Annotated in this window: 1 protein-coding gene; it reads left to right on the top strand. The window is 63.6% G+C overall.

Annotation, left to right across the window (positions count from 1 at the left end; genetic code table 11):
* Positions 1–291, top strand: a 291-nt coding sequence (locus tag ACWGTO_RS34015; RefSeq protein ID WP_454579022.1) for a TCP-1/cpn60 chaperonin family protein, incomplete at both ends; no start/stop codon positions are given.

The following is a 291-nucleotide window of genomic DNA, read 5'->3' as shown; positions in this document are numbered from 1 at the left end:
AGACCAACGACATCGCCGGCGACGGCACCACGACCGCGACCGTTCTGGCGCAGTCGATCGTCGAGGAAGGCCACAAGGCCGTTGCCGCCGGCATGAACCCGATGGACCTGAAGCGCGGTATCGACCTTGCGGTTATCGACGTCGTCGCGACGCTGATCAAAAACGCCAAGAAGATCAAGACCTCGGAAGAGGTTGCCCAGGTCGGCACCATCGCCGGCAATGGCGACGCCTCGGTCGGCGCCATGATCGCCGAAGCGATGCAGAAGGTCGGCAACGAAGGCGTCATCACGG

The sequence above is a fragment of the Mesorhizobium sp. PL10 genome, from assembly GCF_053714315.1.
This window is presented reverse-complemented; position numbering and strand designations above follow the sequence as displayed.